The following is a 14321-nucleotide window of genomic DNA, read 5'->3' as shown; positions in this document are numbered from 1 at the left end:
TAACCTGACTGTCTGATCGCATATGCGCTTTGATATACCCCAGGCGACTAAACCCGATCACTGATGGGCAGTGACACGAATCAAGTTACCGATGGCTTCCAAGGCGCACAAGCCGGCGGATTCTGGCGTACCTGTAGGCAACGACGCAAGGCGTTGTAGCTTTCATCGAGTAACACTGACAGCCGTTAAACAGGCCCTATCTATAGGCCCAAATCCTGTAGGAGCGAGCTCGCTCGCGATGGTCGTCAACGATAACGCTGAAAGCCTGACACCCCGTGGCGTTCTCCGGTTTTTCGCGAGCAGGCTCGCTCCTACAAGGGGTATGTGGTGGTCAAGATTGGTTCGTCTCCTACCGACTCTGAAGCTTTGCCCAGACACTGGTCAAAACGCCCATAAAATAGAGCAAATTGGCCTATTTCACTGCCCTGGCCTCAGCCCTAACCTAGTGCCCAACAACCCATCACCCGGATCAAGGGCATAACAAAATGACTGAATACAAATTGGCGCTGGTTGGCTTTGGTGGTGTTAACCGGGCATTGGCTCAGCTGATTGCCGAACGTAACGAACAGTGGAAAACAGAACTGGGCTTCACCCTGAAAATCGTCGGTGTGACGGACTTGTTTCTCGGTTCGGTGATTGGCCGCGAAGGGCTGGATGCCAATGCGCTCGCCCAATTGCCGGCAGCCAAAGGTGCATTGGCGCAACTGCCGGGTGGCGACGTCACCGCCCTCAATGAAGCGGTGATCAAGGATTCCGGCGCGGACATTATTGTTGAAGCCACCTTCACCAACCCGGTGGACGGTGAACCGGCGACGTCGTTCTGCCGTTGGGCACTGGAGGGCGGCCAGCATGTCGTCACCACCAACAAGGGCCCCATCGCCTTGCACGGCGCCGAGCTCAAGGCACTGGCTCGACGCAAGCATGTCGCCTTTGAATACGAAGGCTCGGTCATGAGCGGCACGCCGGTTATTCGCCTGGCCCGGCAGGCGCTGGCAGGCAGCTCCATTGTCGGTTTTGAAGGGATTCTCAACGGCACGTCCAACTTCGTGCTCACCAGCATGGAAGGCGGCCTGGGGTTTGCCGAGGCCGTTGCCAAGGCTCAGGAACTGGGCTACGCCGAAGCCGATCCGACGGCGGATGTCGAGGGGCATGACGTACGCCTCAAGGTGGTGATCCTGGCGAATGAACTGCTGGACGCGAAGCTTACGGTCAGCGACGTCACGTGTAGCGGCATTTCATCCCTCAGCCTTGGCGACATCGAAAAAGCCCGGCAGGACGGCGCTCGCTGGAAGCTGATCGGGTCGGCGATGCGCCATGCCGACGGCTCGATCAGCGCCAGTGTCGAACCGCGGCTGTTGAACAACGATCATCCGCTGGCCAGTGTCGGTGGCGCGACCAATGCGGTGTCGTTTACCTCCGAACTGCTCGGTGCGGTGACGGTTTCAGGGCCGGGAGCCGGGCGTACGGAAACAGCGTTTGCGCTGCTCTCGGACATCATCAGCATCCATCAATCCACTGCCCGCAACCAGGAGTAAACCCTGTGAAATTATCGCGCCTGGTTCTGGATATCGTGGAGCCGCCCATTGAAGTCTTTAACGCCTATGACGGTTCTGTCATCGGTAGCGTAACGAATGTCTGTGCGTCGCAAGTTCCGCAATTGTTGGAGACTGGGCGCAGTGGTGCAAGAGCGTGCGTGGCGTTAGCTCGTCATCGTCGGGCTCGCATTCTTGAGCAAGCCGCAATCGACATTGAACGTGATGCCGGCGTGTTTGCCAGGCTGATCGTCGACGAGGCCGGGAAGACCCTCAAGCAGGCGGAAAAAGAGGTCAAACGCTGCGTCAACACCCTCAAGCTGTCGGCCGAGGAGGCCAGGCGCAATGCCGGGGAGGTGGTGCCTTTCGACGCTTATGAAGGTTCCGAATCGCGTCAGGGCTGGTTTTCCCGTGAACCTCTGGGTCTGATCGTTGCGATCACGCCGTACAACGATCCGTTGAACCTGGTGGCGCATAAACTCGGTCCGGCCATTGCGGGCGGTAACGCGGTGATTCTCAAACCCTCCGAGCTCGCGCCCTTGTCGGCCATTAAACTGGTGTCCTATCTGGTCGCAGCAGGCTTGCCTGAATCAGTGGTTACGGTCGCCACCGGCGGCGCGGAGCTGGGCAAAGCCTTGGTCGCCGCCCGTGAGGTGCGGATGATTTCCTTCACCGGCGGTTTCGTCACCGCAGAGCAGATTGCCCGCACGGCCGGGTTGAAGAAACTCGCCATGGACCTGGGCGGCAATGCGCCGGTAATCGTCATGGGCGATTGCAACCTTGAGGCCGCTGTCGAGAGTTGCGTGTCCGGTGCCTTTTGGGCAGCGGGGCAGAACTGCGTAGGCACTCAGCGCTTGCTGATTCAGGCGTCGATTTATGAAGCGTTCCGAGAGCGATTCGTCAGCCAGGCCCGTGCGCTTGTGGTCGGCGATCCATTGCTGGCCGATACCGATATCGGCCCCATGATTACTGCGCAAGCCGCGCAGAATGCCGAGCAAGTGGTGAACGAGGCCGTGCAAGAGGGCGCCACGTTGCTCTGCGGCCATCGGCGTATAGGATCGTGCTACGCCGCCACCGTGTTGGAAAACGTCGATCACGCCAGTCGACTCTGGCGCAATGAGGTCTTCGCGCCGGTGGTGGTATTGCAGCTGTTCGAAACCTTCGATGAAGCCATCGCGTTGGCCAATGAACCCGAATACAGCCTGCATGCGGGGATCTTCACCAATGATCTGGCAACCGCGATGAGCGCCGCACGGAGGATCGAAGCCGGGGGAGTGATGATCAACGACTCTTCCGACTACCGCTTCGATGCGATGCCGTTTGGTGGTTCCAAGTACGGTAGCCTGGGCCGGGAAGGGGTGCGTTTTGCCTACGAGGAAATGACCCAACCCAAGGTGGTGTGCCTTAACACGTTGCGTTAGTCGATTCGCGGTAAATGGATCAGCTCGTATGGCATTGGGTCGGTTTGGTCACTGGCCCAATGCGTTCTGCTGAATGGGGCGGGAGAGGATGGAAGGTGTGTTGTAACGCCTTGCAGCTGTAAAGGCCTTTACACCGCTGCTGCCAACGGCGGGAGTGACTGCTATTCAAATCAATGGGTTAGTTTGTGGCATCGAGTGTGCAGCAGGGAATGTGTCAGCACGAAGCTGGCGAATCTCATACAACAACAAGTGAGACCCTCATGACCCTCATGACCCACAAGAACAACCTGAATGACGCTCTGCCGGGAATGCGCGGCATGCAGCATATCGGCATCACGGTGCCCAACCTGTCTGAGGCTGTTGCCTTCTTCGTCGAGGTGCTTGGTTGCGAGCCATACTTCACCTTTGGCGAGTTCCGTTTTGAAGACGACTGGATGGAGCGGCACCTCAACGTGCATCCGCGCGCGTCCATTCGCGACTTCCAGATGGTCCGATGTGGCAACGGCACCAACCTGGAAATTTTCGAGTACACAGCTCCCGACCAGAATCGTCGGTTGCCCCGCAACAGCGACGTCGGCGGGCACCACTTGGCGTTCTATGTGGACGACATGGAGGCGGCGGTGCAGTACCTGCAGTCTCGTGGCGTGCAGGTACTGGATACTCCATCGACCTTCACCGATGGCCCGGCCAAGGGCCTGACCTGGGTGTACTTCCTGGCGCCCTGGGGGCTGCAGCTGGAGCTGGTGAGTTTCCCGGACGGGATGGGCTACGAGAAAGGCGTGACGCGCCTTCTCTGGGACCCGCGCACACCTGAGCACTGATTCGACTTGAAAGCCCGGCCGGCCCGGCTCGGGCCGGTTACGGGCATTTGAAGCTTCTGGTTTAGCTGTCCAGGGCGTTGGGAGGAACGATGTTGTGAAGCTTCATCCAGCGATATAGGGTCGGGCGCGACATGCCGAGCTCGCGTGCCGCGGCGCTGACATTCCAGCGCTGCCTGCGCAAGCAGTCCTCGATTTCGCGTGCATGGGATGTCTGTCGTTCCTGTACGGGAACCGAACTCCTGGCCTGTTTTTGATTGACGCTCGGCAGGCATTCTTCGGGCAGGTCGTTCACAGTGATTTCATCCGTCTCCGCGGTGGCCAGCGCGTACTGCAACGCATTGCGCAGCTCGCGGATATTGCCTGGCCAGGCGTAGCCGAGGAGAGCACTCATGGCGTCGCCCCGGATTCGTGCGGGACGTTGGCGCTGTTCACAGAGCTCTCTGAAAATGCGTTCTATCAGGTAGTTCTTGTCGGCCCGTTCGCGCAGCGCCGGCAGGCGCAGGATCGCGCCATTGAGGCGGTAGTAGAGGTCTTCGCGAAACTCGTTTCGTTCAATCAACTGCCGCAGGTCGCGGTGACTGGCCGCGATGACGCGGATATTGACCTTGATCGGTTTTTCGCTGCCCAGTGGCATCACTTCCTGCTCGGCAAGCACGCGCAGCAGCCGCGTCTGCAGATGCAGCGGCATGTCACCGATTTCATCGAGGAAGAGTGTGCCGCCATCGGCCTGCTGGATCAGTCCTCGCATACCCTTGCTGCGTGCCCCGGTGAAGGTGCCTGGCTGGTAGCCGAAGAGTTCGCTTTCTATCAATGACTCAGGCATTGCCGCGCAGTTGATGGCGACGAAGGGGGTCTTGCGCCTGTTGCTGCTGTCGTGCAAAGCGCGGGCAAGGCGTTCTTTGCCGGTACCGGTTTCGCCATTGAGCAGCACGTTCAGCGGCTCGTTGCACAGTCGCTTGGCACGAGCGAGCATCTTGCGCATGGCGGGGTCGTCGTCGGAGAGCTCATCGAGCGGGCAGCGTTCCTCACTCGAACGTTGAGCTTGAGGGGCAACGGGCGTTCGGCTGGGCTCCATCAACGCGGCAAAGAACAGGGCGTTTTGACGGTGGGTACGGAAGGCGCGTACCTGGTCGGGGCTGGCGCGGGGGATGCTGAAGATGTCTTCAGGTTCGCAGTCGAACAGATCCTGGATACCGATCCGACGCGCCAGTGCCGAAGGCCGCTCCGGCAACTGCAAGCCACATTCGGCGAGCAGTACACGGGCCGCGGTATTCGCCGCCAGGAGGCTGCCATCCCCGGCAATCGCCAGCAGGTACTGGCGATTGATCAGGACGAACTCGCGGGAACGGTCGAAGCAGAGGATATGAGCTTCACGGTAGCGGCGCAGGAAGTAGGCATCCTCGATCATTCGTGCGTACTGCTTGACCAGTTGCAGGGCGAATTGCTGGGAGTCCTTGGACGGTGGTGAATTCAATGCCGAGATATCCAGCACGGCCAGCAGCTGCCCGTGGGGATTGAAGATGGGCACTGCGGTGCAGGTCAGGGCGATGTGATGGGCGCTGAAATGATCATGGTGGTGGCAGGTCAGCGGCAGTTGCTCCTTGATACAGGTCCCCACCGCGCAGGTTCCTGCGTGGTTCTCGCTCCAGTCGGCGCCGAGGTACAGGCCGGTCTTGCGATGCGCCGCCTCATCCAGTGGATCGCCGAGGAACTGCACGGTGATCCCCCGGCTATCGGTGAGGAGAATGACGTACCCCAGCTCGGCGATGTGGCGGTACAGCTGCTCGACGCCTGCACGGGCCACGTTGATCAGCTCGTCCGCGTGGTCCTGGTGTTCGCGCAATACCTGACGCGGAACAAACCGCGGTGGTGCGGGCTTGGCCGGATCCAGACCGTAATCCTGGATACAACGCTTCCAGGACCGGGTGATGATGGATTCGTGCCCAGCGCTATCGCTGGCGTAGGACAGCACAGTGTCGATGTGCAGGCTGGGGGTCGAAAGGGTGCTCATGCGGCCTCCCGGGCACGGGATGAGGGGTCCGTGACGATCTTGTTCTTGTTTGGCATCAGCACGTGGGGGGCGGGCTGGCACGGTTGCAATCACATTACGAGTTTAGCCCTGCGCTGTCACTTCCCTCGTTGATGCGGCTGGAGCACCGCCAGAAGTCCGGTAAAGGGTCCCCCTTTTTGTTGGCGGTGCCCGGCAATGCCGTCGCTGCGATCTTTCACTCAGTTCAGGTATCGCCAGCCTTTACGTATGTAAAAGGCCTGGACGGATGCTTACAGGTGTAAAGCCTTCGCTTTACAGGTCATGCTCGAAAGATGTTTTTTGATTTCTAAAAAATCATTTAAAAACAGCAGGTTAAAATTTGTTTTTGGCATTGGCACACAAGTTGCCCCTTCACTGCCGAAGGGGCCGAAAAGGCACCCGGACTAATAACAATAACGTCGGCCACACCTGTTCCCACCTTACAGGCGTGCCGGCAAAAGCCTGGAGCTCTGCCATGCATGACTCTTCACCCCTGAGTGGCCCTCTGAGCCGTCGGCGCTTCCTCAGTCTTTCGGGGCAGTCGGCCCTGATCATCGGCGCTACCGCCGTTTTCAGCCAGCTCATTCCCGTCACCGCCATCGCCGACGACGTGTTGCCCCGGTTGCCCGCCGGGCTGCTGCAGATGGGGCGCGATATCTATCCCCATGACCGGCTCGGCGATGCACCGTATGCCAAGTCGCTGGTCGAGCTGCTCGGTAAACACCCGGACCTGGTCAACGATGGCTTGAAGGCCCTGCAGGGGCGAGCCCGCACCACACAGGGTCGGCCTTTCGAAGAGATCGTCAGCGAGGACGATCGCGTCGCTCTGCTTCGCGAGATCGAGACCACGCCGTTCTTCCGCGAAACCCGCAGTGCGCTGATGTTTGGCATCTACGACAACAAGACGCTGTTCCCACTGTTTGGCTACGAGGGCTCGTCGGTGGAGAAAGGTGGCTATATCGCGCGTGGCTTCAACGACCTCGACTGGCTCTGATCAGCCTTCTCTTCGCGGCTCCATCCATTCCAACAATGAGGGTTAACCCCATGGCAGCGAAATACTCCCAGGACGACAGCGATGTCGTCGTCATCATTGGCTCGGGCGCCGGCGGCGGGACCCTGGCTCACGCCTTGGCCAAGCAAGGAATCCGTACCGTGGTGCTGGAAGCCGGCAAGCGTTACGAGATGTCCGACATCGAAAACGATGAGTGGGCCATGTTCAACAAGATTTCCTGGCTCGACAAACGCATCGCCACCGGCGGCTGGGACGTGGCGCGCAACCACCCGAACCTGCCGGCCTGGATCGTCAAAGCGGTGGGCGGCAGTTCCGTTCACTGGGCCGGCGTGGCCCTGCGTTTTCGCGACTTCGAGTTTCGCATGCGCACCGAGAACGGCGATATCAAGGGCGCCAATGTGCTGGACTGGCCAATCAGCTATGAGGAGCTGGAGCCCTGGTACGTCAAGGCTGAGAAGCACATGGGCGTGACCGGTCCAAGCACCGGAATGCCTTATCACCAATGGCACAACTCCTTCAAGGTCCTGGCCACAGGCGCCCAACGCATTGGCTACAAGGAAATCCAGTCCGGCCCCATGGCGATCAACACGCAGCCCTATGACAGTCGTCCCGGTTGCATGCAGATCGGCTTCTGCATGCAGGGCTGCCGCGTCGGCGCCAAGTGGTCGACTCTCTACACCGATATCCCCCGCGCCGAGGCTACCGGCAACTGTGAGGTGCGTCCGCAGAGCATGGCGCTTCGCATCGAACATGATGCCCGCGGCCGAGTCACCGGGGTGGTTTACGCCGACGCCGAGGGCCACCAGCAGCGCCAGAAGGCCAGAGTGGTGTGCGTGGCCGGTAACTCCATCGAGTCGCCGCGCCTGTTGCTCAACTCCGAGTCCTCGATGTTCAAGGACGGCCTGGCCAACTCCTCCGGTCAGGTTGGGCGCAACTACATGTGTCACACCACCGCGGGCATCTACGCAGTGCTGCCCAAGCCGATTCACATGTATCGGGGCACCACCTGTGCCGGAATCATTTCCGACGAGTCGTACAACAACACTTCGCGGGGCTTCGTCGGTGGCTACCGGCTGGAAATCCTGTCCCTCGGCCTGCCGTTCATGTCTGCCTTCCTCGATCCGACCCCGCAGGGCTGGGGGCGTGCCTTCGCTTCGCGGATGGAGCGCTACGACCATATGTCCGGCGTGTGGTTGTGCGGTGAGGACCTGCCCATGGAGAGCAACCGCATCACCCTCCACGGCGTCGAGAAGGACCAGTACGGCCTGCCCGTCCCGGTGGTGCACAAGGACGACCATGCCTTCGACATCGCCATGCGTAATCACGGCGTGGAGCAGACCCGCAAGTGCTACGAGGCGGTCGGTGCCACCGAGGTGATCCGCCTGCCGTCTTACCCGGCCAGTCACAACATGGGCACCAACCGCATGAGCGCCAAAGCTTCCGACGGCGTGGTGAACAAATGGGGCCAGAGCCACGACATCCCCAATCTATTCGTCTCCGACGGAAGCCAGTTCACCACCAGCGGCGGGCAGAACCCGACCCTGACCATTGTCGCCCTGGCCTTGCGCCAGGCCGAGCACATCGGCGCGTTGATGAACCAGCGAGCCCTCTGAGGAGACAATCCCATGACCACGCCCAGCAAAGCCCAGCGACTCTGGATGCTCGAGCAGATGCTCGTCAGCCGTTACCTGGAAGAGTCCATCGAACGAATCTACATGGAAGGCAAGACGCCTGTATTCAACATGGCCAATGGGCCAATTCCCGGTGAGATGCACCTGTCCAACGGCCAGGAGCCTTGCGCCGTCGGTGTCTGCGCCCACCTCGCGGTGGAGGACATCGTCACCGCCACTCACCGCCCACACCACATCGCCGTGGCCAAGGGCGTAGACCTGGACGAGATGGTCGCCGAGATCTTCGGCAAAAAGACCGGCCTGTCTGGCGGCCGCGGCGGCCATATGCACCTGTTCGACGCACGGGTGAACTTCTCCTGCTCCGGCATCATCGCCCAGGGCATGGGCCCTGCGGTCGGTGCTGCGTTATCGCGCCAACTACAGGGTAAGTCCGGAGTCGCCGTGGCCTACCTGGGTGAAGGCGCAGCGAACCAGGGAGCCTTCCACGAAACCCTGAATCTGGCCGCGCTGTGGAAGCTGCCGGTGGTCTTCGTCATCGAGGACAACGCCTGGGGCATCTCGGTGGCCAAGGCCTCTTCGACTGCCATCGAGCGCAACTACCTGCGTGCTGCCGCTTATGGCATGCCCGGCGTGTTCGTCCCGGGTAACGACGCCGACGCCATCTTCGCCGCGGCCGGTGAGGCCATTGCTCGGGCCCGTGCCGGTGAAGGGCCGAGCCTGATCGAGATCGAAACTCACCGCCTGGCCGGCCATTTCATGGGTGACGGCGAAACCTACCGTCCTGCCGGCGAGAAGCAAGCCTTGCTGGCAAAGGACCCGATTCCGGTTTACCGCCAACGCCTGTTGGATCTGGGCGTGCTGGACGAGGTCGGCGCCGCCGCCATTGAAGAACGTGCCCGGGGACGCGTCGACGCCGCGGTGCAGTTCGCCCGCGACAGTGCCTATCCGGCACCGCAAGAAGCTCTGGAAATGGTGTTCGTGTGAACGGAGCCCGCCACAACAACGACAAGAAGGAGATCGACATGTACCGACAACCAACGATGAAGGCCGCAGTTTGGCATGGCCGACGCGACATCCGCCTGCAGGACGTTGCCTGCCCGCCGCAACCTCAGGCGGGCTGGGTGCAAATCCGTGTGCAATGGTGCGGCATCTGTGGCTCGGACCTGCACGAATACCTGGCTGGGCCGGTATTCATTCCCACTGATACCGCCCATCCACTGACTGGCCTCAAAGGGCAGTGCATTCTCGGCCACGAGTTCTGTGGCGAGATTGTCTGCGTGGGGGAGGGGGTTCAGAACTTTGCAGTAGGTGAGCGTGTGGCCGCCGATGCTTGCCAGCATTGCGGAAAATGCTGGTTCTGCCAGCAGGGCCAATACAACCTGTGTGAGAACCTCGCCTTCACCGGATTGATGAACAACGGTGCGTTCGCTGAACTGGTCAACATCCCGGCAAATCTGCTGTACCGCCTACCGGAAGGCTTCCCTGATGAGGCCGGCGCGCTGATCGAACCTCTGGCGGTTGGCATGCACGCGGTGAAGAAGGCCGGCAGCCTCCTCGGCCAGACTGTGGTGGTAGTCGGCGCTGGAACCATCGGTCTGTGCACCATCATGTGCGCCCGTGCCGCGGGTGCGGCCCGGATCATCGCGCTCGAAATGTCCACGGCGCGCAAGGCGAAGGCGCTTGAGGTGGGGGCCACCGAGGTGCTTGACCCCAGCCAGTGCGATGCCATTGCTTCGGTGCGCGAACTGACAGATGGATATGGTGCCGCGGTTTCCTTCGAGTGCATCGGCCACAAGAGCACTGCCAAGTTGGCTATCGATGTCATTCGCAAGGGCGGGCGCTGCGTGATGGTGGGCATCTTCGAGGAGCCCAGCGAATTCAACTTCTTCGAAATCGTCGCCACCGAAAAGCAGGTCATTGGCGCCTTGGCCTACAACGGTGAGTTCGCCGATGTCATCGCTCTGATCGCCGACGGCCGCCTGGACGTCACTCCGCTGATCACCGGGCGGATCGAACTGGAACACATCCTCGAGCAGGGCTTCGAGGAGCTGGTTAACAACAAGGACCAGAACGTGAAGATCATCGTCAGGCCGTCCGCGCCTGCCGCTGCCCGTCACTGATCCCATCGACGGAGGAAACAAGACATGTCCGCAACAATCAAAGAACGCAAACTCACCGTCGCCCGCGCCATGGCCGAGGCGATGGCCCAGGAAATGCGCCTCGACCCACGCGTCTTCGTGATGGGCGAGGACATTGGCCAACTCGGCGGAGTGTTCGGCAACACCCGTGGCCTGCATGAAGAATTCGGCAGCGCGCGCATTCGCGATACGCCTATCTCGGAAACCGCCTTCATCGGCGCGGCCGTGGGCGCGGCCTCTGACGGCATGCGTCCGATTGTCGAACTGATGTTCGTCGACTTCTTCGGCGTCTGTATGGACGCGATCTACAACCTGATGGCGAAGAACACCTACTTCTCCGGCGGCAAGGTCAGCGTGCCCATGGTGCTGATGGCATCCACCGGTGCCGGCTACTCCGACGCCGGGCAGCATTCGCAGTGCCTTTACGGCACCTTCGCTCACCTGCCAGGCATGAAGGTGGTGGTGCCGAGCAACGCCTACGACGCCAAGGGCCTGATGACCGCCGCCATTCGTGATGACAACCCGGTCATCTACCTGTTCCACAAGTCGCTGCAGGGCATGGGCTGGCTGGGTACCGAAAAGGGCGCCACGGTGGCTGTACCGGAGGAACCCTATACCGTGGAGATAGGCAAGGCGAAGACGGTTCGCGAAGGCAGTGATGTCAGTATCGTCAGCCTGGGTGCCGGCGTGCATCACGCGCTGCGCGCTGCCCGGCAGTTGGAGCAGCAGGGTGTCAGCGCCGAAGTGGTGGACCTGCGCAGTCTGGTGCCGCTGGACCGTGAGCACGTCATCGCCTCTGTGCGCAAGACCGGCCGACTTATCGTTGTCGACGAGGACTACCACAGCTTCGGTGTGAGCGGCGAAATCATCGCTAGCGTCGTCGAACACGACATCGGGATGCTCAAGGCGTGCCCGCAGCGAGTGGCTTTCCCCGACATTCCGATTCCTTTCACACCGCCTATGGAGCAATGGGCGCTGCCTTGCGCAGCAAAGATCGTTGCGGCCTTCCAGAACCTGAAGAACGAGGAATAACAACATGTCCAACTCAATCCTGATTCCCGCCGACCTCTGGGAAGGCGACGCCGAAGCCGTGATCACCTCCTGGCTGGTCAGTGATGGCGCCGAAGTTGGCCAAGGCGACCTGGTGGCAGAAATCATGTCTGAAAAGGCCCAGTTCGAGATCGAGGCACCGGCTTCAGGCGTGCTGAAAATCCTCGAAGAAGAAGACGCGGTGGTCGCCAAAGGCGCGACCATCGGGTTAGTGGAGTGAGCCATGGGGCACATACAGAATGTTGCTGCCCGTACCGGTAGCACCGTGCTCTTGAAAGGCATGCGAAAAATGATCGCTGCGAAGATGAGCGAAAGCTTGCAGACTGCAGCGCAACTGACTCACCACGCTGAATGCGAGTTGACCAACCTGCAGGCGAAACGGGCGCAGCTGAAGGCTGCGGGTAGCCAGGTATCGCTCCAGGACCTGCTGCTGTTTGAGATCGTATGTTCCCTGAAGAACCATCCGGGACTCAACGCAACCCTGCAGGATAACCAGATCACGCGGCATGGTTCGGTGCATCTCGGTCTGGCGATCCCGCTGCCGGACGATCTGCTGGTGGCGCCCGCACTGTTCGATGCCGACCAACTGGATGCGCAGGGCTTGGCATTTGCACGCCGGGCCCTGGTGGACAAGGCACTGTCCGGGAAGCTCTCGGTGAAGGAGCTGACGGGTGCCACGGTGACCGTGACCAACCTGGGGCTGTCGCGGGTGCGTTTCTTCACGCCCATCCTCAATGTCCCTCAGGTGGCCATTATCGGGCTGGGAGGCATCCAGCGTCGCCTGCAACGAGGCGCTGATGGTTCGTTATCGGAGCGCGACTTCATGGGCCTTTCGCTGACCTTTGATCACCGGGCCGTGAACGGTGCTCCTGCCGCAGACTTCCTCGATGATCTGTGCCAGCGAATCGAAGGGGTAGAGCCACCATGAGCCGGATCTGGCGCGTCATTGTCGAGGCCGGCCTGGAGGCTGAGCGAAAAAGGCTGAGGACGAGTCGATTTCCTTAAGACAATCCAGCCGTGCGGACGTTTGAAAAGCGTCCGCTTTTGGCTGTGGATTCATCCGGTCTGTGCGATGGGCGTCCGCATCGGTGGCTAGCCGAATTGGACAGTACCGGACATTTGAATGAGTTTTACGTGCGGGAAGTACTATCAAGTGATCCGCCGAATCCAATGATTGCCTTGGTTTCCAGGTATTCCTCCAAGCCGTAGACACCATACTCACGACCATTACCAGAACGTTTATAACCACCGAATGGAGCCATTGGATTCCAGGCGGGGTAATTCAGAAGCACTTGTCCCGCGCGGATACGAGAGGCCACTGCACGCGCTAGATCAAGGTCCTGAGACTGAACATGGGCGCTCAGGCCGTATACCGTATCGTTTGCGATAACGACCGCCTCTTCGATCGTTTCATACGGAATAATGCACAGCACCGGTCCGAAAATTTCTTCTTGGGCGATGCGCATTGCCGTATCTACCTCGGAGAATACTGTCGGTCGAGTGTAGAAGCCCTTTTCAAAACCCGGCACACGTCCGGGTCCGCCGCAAACGAGTTTTGCACCCTCACTCAGGCCTGCCTCGATCATGGCTTGCACGCGATTGAACTGGGCCTCGTTGGCAATGGGACCGAGCACCGTAGCTTCCGATTGCGGATCACCCACGATGATCGCATTGGCGGTTTCGGCTGCCAGCGATTCAACCTCCGCCAGCCGGTCCTTAGGTACGATCATTCGTGTTGGGGCGCTGCACGATTGTCCGACGTTGCGGAACGCCGACATCACGCCCAATGGAACGGCTTTGGCAAAGTCGGCGTCGGGAAGCAGAATGTTCGGGGATTTGCCTCCCAATTCTTGCGTGACGCGCTTCACCGTATGGGCGGCCGCCTGTGCGACCAGCGCGCCCGCGCGGTTGGAGCCGGTAATCGAAATCATATCGATATCAGGGTGCGCAGCCATCGCTGCGCCGACCTCGGATCCACTTCCGTTCACGAGGTTGAAGACGCCTGGTGGAAGGCCAGCGTCGTGGACCAGTTGTGCAAAAAGCAGGGCGCTCAGAGGCGACAGTTCGCTTGGTTTGAGGACCACAGTGCACCCGGCAGCAATAGCCGGGGCGACTTTCGCGGCGATTTGATAAAGCGGCCAGTTCCACGGAGTGATGAGACCGCAGACGCCTATGGGCTCGCGTTCAATCGCGGTTCCACCTTCAATCGTCTGGAAACGATAAGTGGACAGGAGGTCGCGGGCGACCCGAACGTGTTCGGCCGCGAGAGGCACTTGCATTGCCCGGGCGGAACCGATGGCAGCGCCCATTTCGAGAGAGAGGGCCTGCGCGAGCACTTCTTTTCGCTCAAGGATGAGCTCATGGATCTTTCCAAGGACAAGCGCGCGCGACTCTGCGCAGGTAGCAGACCAACCAGCAAATGCTGCACGCGCCGCAGCTACTGCCCGATCAACATCCTCGGCGGAGCCTTGCGCGACCTGCGCAACGACCTCTTCAGTTGCCGGATTGACCACCGGCAAACTTGCCGGGATTGCCGGGGAAGACCAACAGCCATTGATATAAAATTTGTGAGACGTTTGCGGATCAGCGCTGTAGCTATTCGAAGATTGTATTGTCATCCAACTGGCTCCCTTGAGCGGTAATAGGCACTGCAAGCAGCAGAGGTCGGTCTGGCTCGCGACCCTGCA

Annotated in this window: 12 protein-coding genes and 1 pseudogene; 11 read left to right on the top strand and 2 right to left on the bottom strand. The window is 60.4% G+C overall.

Features of this window, described 5'->3' with window-relative positions:
* Positions 1 to 238: 238 nt before the first annotated feature.
* The 4 genes and pseudogenes from C8K63_RS31040 to C8K63_RS26525 form a co-directional block, all read left to right on the top strand.
* A pseudogene (locus C8K63_RS31040) lies at positions 239 to 316 on the top strand (outer membrane lipoprotein carrier protein LolA); the annotation flags it as partial.
* 169 nt (positions 317 to 485) lie between these two features.
* On the top strand, positions 486 to 1535 hold the full coding sequence (locus tag C8K63_RS26535) for a homoserine dehydrogenase (RefSeq protein WP_108219377.1): 1050 nt from the start codon (positions 486 to 488) through the stop codon (positions 1533 to 1535).
* Between the two features lie 5 nt (positions 1536 to 1540).
* Positions 1541 to 2953 (top strand): aldehyde dehydrogenase family protein, encoded by a 1413-nt coding sequence (locus C8K63_RS26530; RefSeq protein ID WP_108219376.1) that lies wholly within the window; start codon positions 1541 to 1543, stop codon positions 2951 to 2953.
* A gap of 260 nt (positions 2954 to 3213) precedes the next feature.
* Positions 3214 to 3774 (top strand): VOC family protein, encoded by a 561-nt coding sequence (locus C8K63_RS26525; RefSeq protein WP_108219375.1) that lies wholly within the window; start codon positions 3214 to 3216, stop codon positions 3772 to 3774.
* Between the two features lie 61 nt (positions 3775 to 3835).
* On the opposite strand, the gene C8K63_RS26520 is transcribed toward C8K63_RS26525, so the two are convergent.
* On the bottom strand, positions 3836 to 5785 hold the full coding sequence (locus C8K63_RS26520; protein WP_108219374.1) for a sigma-54-dependent Fis family transcriptional regulator: 1950 nt from the start codon (positions 5783 to 5785) through the stop codon (positions 3836 to 3838).
* A 493-nt stretch (positions 5786 to 6278) separates the two neighbouring features.
* On the opposite strand from C8K63_RS26520, the gene C8K63_RS26515 reads away from it, so the two are divergent.
* From C8K63_RS26515 to C8K63_RS26485, 7 genes are read left to right on the top strand one after another with little or no spacing between them, the layout of a single operon-like run.
* A complete protein-coding gene (locus C8K63_RS26515; protein WP_108219373.1) occupies positions 6279 to 6797 on the top strand; it encodes a transcriptional initiation protein Tat in 519 nt (172 codons plus the stop codon).
* A gap of 50 nt (positions 6798 to 6847) precedes the next feature.
* Entirely contained in the window at positions 6848 to 8428 is a 1581-nt protein-coding gene (locus C8K63_RS26510) for a GMC family oxidoreductase (protein WP_108219372.1), read from the top strand.
* Between the two features lie 12 nt (positions 8429 to 8440).
* The gene (locus tag C8K63_RS26505) at positions 8441 to 9430 is read left to right on the top strand and encodes a thiamine pyrophosphate-dependent dehydrogenase E1 component subunit alpha (RefSeq protein ID WP_108219371.1); all 990 of its coding nucleotides are present in this window, start codon (positions 8441 to 8443) and stop codon (positions 9428 to 9430) included.
* A gap of 56 nt (positions 9431 to 9486) precedes the next feature.
* Positions 9487 to 10566: a 2,3-butanediol dehydrogenase gene (locus C8K63_RS26500; RefSeq protein WP_108219399.1), complete on the top strand. Its 1080-nt coding sequence runs from the start codon at positions 9487 to 9489 to the stop codon at positions 10564 to 10566.
* 24 nt (positions 10567 to 10590) lie between these two features.
* Positions 10591 to 11616 carry an alpha-ketoacid dehydrogenase subunit beta gene (locus C8K63_RS26495; RefSeq protein ID WP_108219370.1) on the top strand — a complete coding sequence of 342 codons (1026 nt, stop codon included), beginning with the start codon at positions 10591 to 10593 and terminating at the stop codon, positions 11614 to 11616.
* Between the two features lie 4 nt (positions 11617 to 11620).
* Positions 11621 to 11854, top strand: a complete 234-nt coding sequence (locus C8K63_RS26490) for a lipoyl domain-containing protein (protein ID WP_108219369.1) — start codon at positions 11621 to 11623, stop codon at positions 11852 to 11854.
* Positions 11855 to 11857: 3 nt separating this feature from the next.
* Positions 11858 to 12562, top strand: a complete 705-nt coding sequence (locus C8K63_RS26485; RefSeq protein WP_108219368.1) for a 2-oxo acid dehydrogenase subunit E2 — start codon at positions 11858 to 11860, stop codon at positions 12560 to 12562.
* 202 nt (positions 12563 to 12764) lie between these two features.
* Here C8K63_RS26485 and C8K63_RS26480 read toward each other — a convergent pair whose 3' ends face one another.
* The gene (locus C8K63_RS26480; protein WP_108219367.1) at positions 12765 to 14252 is read right to left on the bottom strand and encodes an aldehyde dehydrogenase family protein; all 1488 of its coding nucleotides are present in this window, start codon (positions 14250 to 14252) and stop codon (positions 12765 to 12767) included.
* Positions 14253 to 14321 lie beyond the last annotated feature (69 nt).

It is taken from the genome of Pseudomonas sp. GV085 (genome assembly GCF_003050925.1).
GTDB lineage: Bacteria > Pseudomonadota > Gammaproteobacteria > Pseudomonadales > Pseudomonadaceae > Aquipseudomonas.
This window is presented reverse-complemented; position numbering and strand designations above follow the sequence as displayed.